The organism is Paraburkholderia sp. SIMBA_027, from assembly GCF_046535315.1.
Classification (GTDB): Bacteria; Pseudomonadota; Gammaproteobacteria; order Burkholderiales; family Burkholderiaceae; genus Paraburkholderia; species Paraburkholderia tropica.
Genome location: NZ_JAWRWY010001636.1, coordinates 1 through 234 on the forward strand (window position 1 = coordinate 1; position 234 = coordinate 234).

The 234-nt window shown below is 42.7% G+C and carries 1 pseudogene; it reads right to left on the minus strand.

The features are described from left to right. A pseudogene (locus tag SB764_RS44730) lies at positions 1 to 234 on the minus strand (tryptophan synthase subunit beta); the annotation flags it as partial.

The following is a 234-nucleotide window of genomic DNA, read 5'->3' on the forward strand; positions in this document are numbered from 1 at the left end:
CTTGAATAGCTGCAGCATGTTTGCCAGTTTCAATGCCTTGCCCCGCAGCCTCTACACCATATAGAGCTACATCAGTATCTTGAACAAAAGGATAGAACATGCCAATGGAGTTACTTCCGCCACCGACACATGCAACAATCGCATTTGGAAGACGATTTTCCAGTTCTAAAATTTGCGCTTTTGTTTCATCTCCAATAACACGTTGAAAATCACGAACAATTGTAGGGAATGGGT